Origin of the sequence: Lishizhenia sp., from assembly GCF_033720595.1 — a bacterium.
In the GTDB taxonomy this organism is placed as follows: Bacteria; Bacteroidota; Bacteroidia; order Flavobacteriales_D; family Crocinitomicaceae; genus Lishizhenia.
In genome coordinates, this window is the sequence record NZ_JAWWCF010000201.1 from 1 (window position 1) to 4,878 (window position 4,878).

General features: G+C 37.3%; 6 protein-coding genes. All 6 read left to right on the top strand.

Translation table 11 applies throughout. The features are described 5' to 3' along the window. Positions 1–916 (top strand): imelysin family protein (locus tag R3333_RS12370; RefSeq protein WP_318959088.1); only part of this gene is annotated, 916 nt, incomplete at its 5' end. Position 917: 1 nt separating this feature from the next. Next, positions 918–2,309, top strand: coding sequence for a di-heme oxidoredictase family protein (locus tag R3333_RS12375; RefSeq protein WP_318959089.1), 1,392 nt, complete (start codon positions 918–920; stop codon positions 2,307–2,309). A gap of 3 nt (positions 2,310–2,312) precedes the next feature. Continuing rightward, positions 2,313–3,356 (top strand): imelysin family protein, encoded by a 1,044-nt coding sequence (locus R3333_RS12380; protein WP_318959090.1) that lies wholly within the window; start codon positions 2,313–2,315, stop codon positions 3,354–3,356. A gap of 115 nt (positions 3,357–3,471) precedes the next feature. Beyond that, complete coding sequence (locus tag R3333_RS12385) at positions 3,472–3,663, top strand: hypothetical protein (protein ID WP_318959091.1); 192 nt, start codon at positions 3,472–3,474, stop codon at positions 3,661–3,663. 68 nt (positions 3,664–3,731) lie between these two features. Further along, on the top strand, positions 3,732–4,166 hold the full coding sequence (locus tag R3333_RS12390) for an SRPBCC domain-containing protein (protein ID WP_318959092.1): 435 nt from the start codon (positions 3,732–3,734) through the stop codon (positions 4,164–4,166). A gap of 148 nt (positions 4,167–4,314) precedes the next feature. Next, positions 4,315–4,878, top strand: a 564-nt coding sequence (locus tag R3333_RS12395; protein ID WP_318959093.1) for an SDR family oxidoreductase, incomplete at its 3' end; no start/stop codon positions are given.

Consider the following 4,878-nt stretch of genomic DNA (forward strand, 5'->3'; position numbering starts at 1 on the left):
AGAAGTGTTCCGTTTTCAAGAAGGTCCTATAGATGACGCAAATGGCCCAGAAGGGTTTCTAAACGCATGGCCCTTAGATGAAGCATACATTGATTATGTAGAGGGTAACGAAACAGCAGGTATCATTAATGATCCTTCTATTAATATCACACCAGAACTATTGGAAAACTCCAACGAAAATGGTGGTGAGAAAAACATTTCTGTAGGTTACCACGCCATTGAGTTCTTACTTTGGGGACAGGATGATGCGAATACAGCTCTAATGACACCTGGAAATAGACCCTTTACAGATTATGTGACAGACGGTACTGGAACTGCGAGCAATCAAGACAGACGTGGTCAATACTTAAAAATTTGCGGAGATTTACTTGTAGAGCATTTGGCATACGTAAAAAACCAATGGGCAGAAAATGGGAACTACAGAAAAACTTTCTTAGCGATGAATACCAAAGAAGCCATTGACAAAGTGCTTACAGGTATGGGAATTCTTTCTAAATCCGAATTGGCCTCTGAACGCATGTTTGTAGCTTTGGATAACCAAGACCAAGAAGATGAGCATTCCTGTTTCTCTGATAACACGCACAGAGATATACTATTAAACGCACAGGGAATTTACAATTTATACTTCGGTACTTACACCCAAACAAATGGTCAAAAAATAACAGGAACTTCTATTCAAGATATTTTGGCAGCAACTGAAAAGGAAAAAGAAGAGAAATATACAGCTGTATTTAAGGAAACATTGAATGCGGTTAAAGAAATTCCAGCTCCTTTTGACTATGCTTTAACACAAGAGTCTATAGGTGGAAATGGACCAATAATGTACGCCATTAAAAAATTACAAAACCAAGGAAACGAAATTGCAAAACTTGCTTCCGATTTGGATTTAATAATTAGCACAGATTTACCAGAATAATATGAAAAAAATTGTAGGACTTTGCCTTCTTTCGGCAAATCTACTTCTACTCTCTTGCAACAAAGGCGCAGTAGAACCTTTTAGCATATCTGCTGAAGAAATTAAAAGCGGTGGAGGGAATACAGTATTCAATACTTCGCAAAATGCCTTTGCGCAGCCCAACCCAGACCTTTCTGGAGATGAAGAATTATTATTTTTTGTTGGAAACTCTTTTTTTAACCAAAACTGGGTGAGCTCTCCAGCATCTACAAAAGCCAGAGATGGTTTGGGGCCATTGTTTAATGCACGCTCCTGTTCAGGTTGTCATTTTAAAGATGGTCGTGGTGAACCCCTACAAGTGAACCAGGCCAACAGTAAAGGGTTTCTAATGCGCATGAGTATAAACGGCACAGATGCGCATGGAGGCCCTAACCCTCACCCTATTTACGGAGATCAGTTGAATGAAAACTCTGTGGTATTGAATGACCCTGCGGAGGGTCGTGTGGAAGTGGTTTGGGAATACATCACCAAAACCTATGCAGATGGAACAACCAAAGAGTTGAGAAAACCCATATATACTGTTTATGACGCTAGCGGTAATGAAATCACCAATACCAACTTTTCTCCACGTGTGGGACAACAAGTTATAGGATTAGGTTTGTTAGAAGCAATTGCAGAGTCAGATCTGCATGCCTTAACCACAGCTTACGAAGATTTGGGCATCAGTGGTAAAATCAACTATGTGTACAATCACGAAACAGGTACAACTGAAGTAGGAAGATTCGGATGGAAAGCCAACCAACCTTCAATACGCCAGCAAGTAGCAGGTGCATTCGTTGGAGATATGGGTATCACCTCTCCTATCTTTTCACAACAGAACAATACTGCAGGTCAAACGCAATACGACACCTTAGCACATGGAGGAAATCCAGAAATAGAAACAGATGACTTTGATAAGGTGGTATTGTATTGTTCTAATTTAGCCGTTCCTGCCAGAAGGGATACGGATACTGATGAGGTGAAAAAAGGGCAACAACTTTTTAATGAAATTGGATGTGTGGGATGTCACAACCCCAAATTTACAACTACCACCCATGAAGACTTTCCTTATTTGGGAAATCAAACCATCTACCCTTATACTGATATGTTGTTGCATGACATGGGAGAAGGACTTGCAGACCACAGAACAGATTATTTGGCAAACGGAACAGAATGGAGAACTCAACCCTTATGGGGCTTAGGATTAATTGAGCGTGTAAACGGACATAGTTTCCTACTTCACGATGGTAGAGCCAGAAATATAGAAGAAGCCATTCTATGGCACGGAGGAGAAGCCTCCATCGTTCTCGAAAAATTTATGGAATTAAATGCCGAAGACAGAGCAGCTGTGTTGGCATTCCTACAATCTTTATAAAAAATGAAAAAACAGATACTTATTCTCAGTTGTATTCTAATGGCATTTACAGCATGTCAGAAAGAAGAAACGGCAATCAATTCAACGGATTTCACCCAATCGACCTACCAAAGTGTAATACTGCCATTACACAAAACATTTATCCAAAAACTAAAAAATCTTCAAAGTGCTGTGAACGCATTTTCTACCGACCTATCTATGGAAAAATTGAATAATGTTAAAACGGAATGGGAAGGTTCTTACTTGAGCTACACTCCCACAAAAGCCTTTAACATAGATAACATCAAAGACAATTACTCTCACTTATATTTTCAAAAATTCCCAGTAGATACGCAAAAAGTGAACATGCTCGTGAACACGGATCCAAACAACGCAATAGTATCTTCAAATGCGAAAGGTTTAGCCGCTATTGAATATTTATTGTACAGAAATGCCGCGTTAGATTCATTCCAGAACAATGCGAATACTCTATTATACCTGCAAGCATTAACCAATGATCTTGCGATAAAAGCAAATGAACTAAATGTAATGTGGGAAGATAATGATTCAAAATACATCCAAAACAAAGAAATTAGTTCAGACAATGCGTTCAATCAGTTGGTAAATGGGATCATCCAATTCACAGAAAACCTTAAAATGTTAAAAGTGGGCAATCCCTTGGGGAAACAATCACTGGACAATCCTAATCACTTGCTATCTCAAGCACCCTACAGTAATACCTCTAAAAAAGGAATACAAACCGACTTCCAACTTCTTTACAAATTGTGGTCAGGCGGTAAATTCTTGAAACTTGAAGAAAGTGTTGGTCTAAGAGAACTTCTTCAAAATAAAAACAAAGAACTTTGTAACAACATAGACGAAGCTTTTAATCAGCTAGAGAAAGACATCCAAGCTTTACCAACAGACCTAAATACTGCTTTTGAGAATATGGATGAACGTGTGAATAAACTTTACACAGATTTAAACAACTTATATATCCTCTTAAAAGTTGACCTTAGTGCTCAGTTAGACGTTACTGTCTTCATTTCTGATTTAGACGGAGATTAATAATTCAGGTTCTAATATACAATTCAAGCACAGTGTTTACGCTGTGCTTTTTTTATGTAACATTTTGTTGCTAAGGCGTTAATCCGTATCTTTTAATTAGCTAAACATCAACGTCATGGACTATTTAATACTACTTGCATATTTATTAGGACTAATGGCAACACTTGCCGGAGTCTCTTCTATTGCTTACGGATTCTACGGTATGACAGTTAAAAAATTCAATCGATCATCCATACTCTTTAGCATTGTTCTAGGAACCTTAATGGTTGCTGTTACCTTTACACTTTTTAAGGTGTTTTGTGTCTAGTAGCATTCAATCCTCGTTTAGAAACACATCATATTTCTCTTATTTTCGTAGAATAAGATTGAGAAATTATGATGAAACAACTAACCGTTGAAAAGAGCATTAATATCAACGCCCGTAAAGAAGAAGTATGGGATGCTTTAACCAACCCTGAAAAAATTAAAATCTACTTATTCGGTACAGAAACTTCAACAGATTGGAAAGTCGGAAGTTCTATCTCTTTTAAAGGAGAGTATCAAGGGACTACATACCACGACAAAGGTAATGTACTTCAAAACTCCCCTTTTCAATGCTTAAAATATAACTATTGGACTACTATGTCTGGGTTAGAAGATAAACCCGATAATTATTCCATTATTACCTATACCCTCGTTAACAAATCAGAAGATGAAGTTGTCTTTACTTGGAGGCAAGAAGGTTTTAGCTCAGAAGAAGGGTACAATCATATGGAGAAATTTCTACCAGATATGCTCAAAGTCATTAAAGATATAGCAGAGAAAAAATAAATAAAAAACAGTCTTTAACGAGGCTGTTTTTTTTGTTTTTAGGATAGGTTTCACTAAACAATGTCACCCAAAAACATTATCTAGTATCAACTTTTAATTTTCAATGATCTATAAAAACTTTCCTTATTTTCATGAAAAAACAATAAAAATGAACTTAACAACAGCAAAGGTTATTATAACAGGCGGCACAAGTGGTATTGGTTATGCCATCGCCAAAGAACTCAAAAGTAAAGGAGCTCAAGTGGTAGTGAGCGGTAGAGATCAAATTAAACTTGACGCAACCAAAAAAGAACTTGATGTACTTGGTTTTAAGGCCGACATGAAAAACGAGAAAGAAATTATTGCATTGATGGAATTTGCCAAAGAAAAAATGGGTTCTTTCAATGTATTAATCAATAATGCAGGTATTGGTAAATTTGCAGATTTAACTGAAACGTCAACGGAGGATTTCAGAGAAGTTTGGGAAGTAAATACCTTGGGCTTATTCATTGCTGGTCGTGAAGCAGCAAAACATTTCAAAGAAAATCAATACGGAAATATTATCAATATTAGTTCTTCATCAGGTGTTAAAGGTCATGCCAAGGGAAGCGGATATTGTGCAAGTAAATTCGCAGTAAGTGGTTTAACCGAAGTATGGCGTGCAGAACTAAGGCCATTCAATGTGCGCGTAATGCAGATTAACCCGAGTGAAGTGGTAACAAGCTTCTTCTCT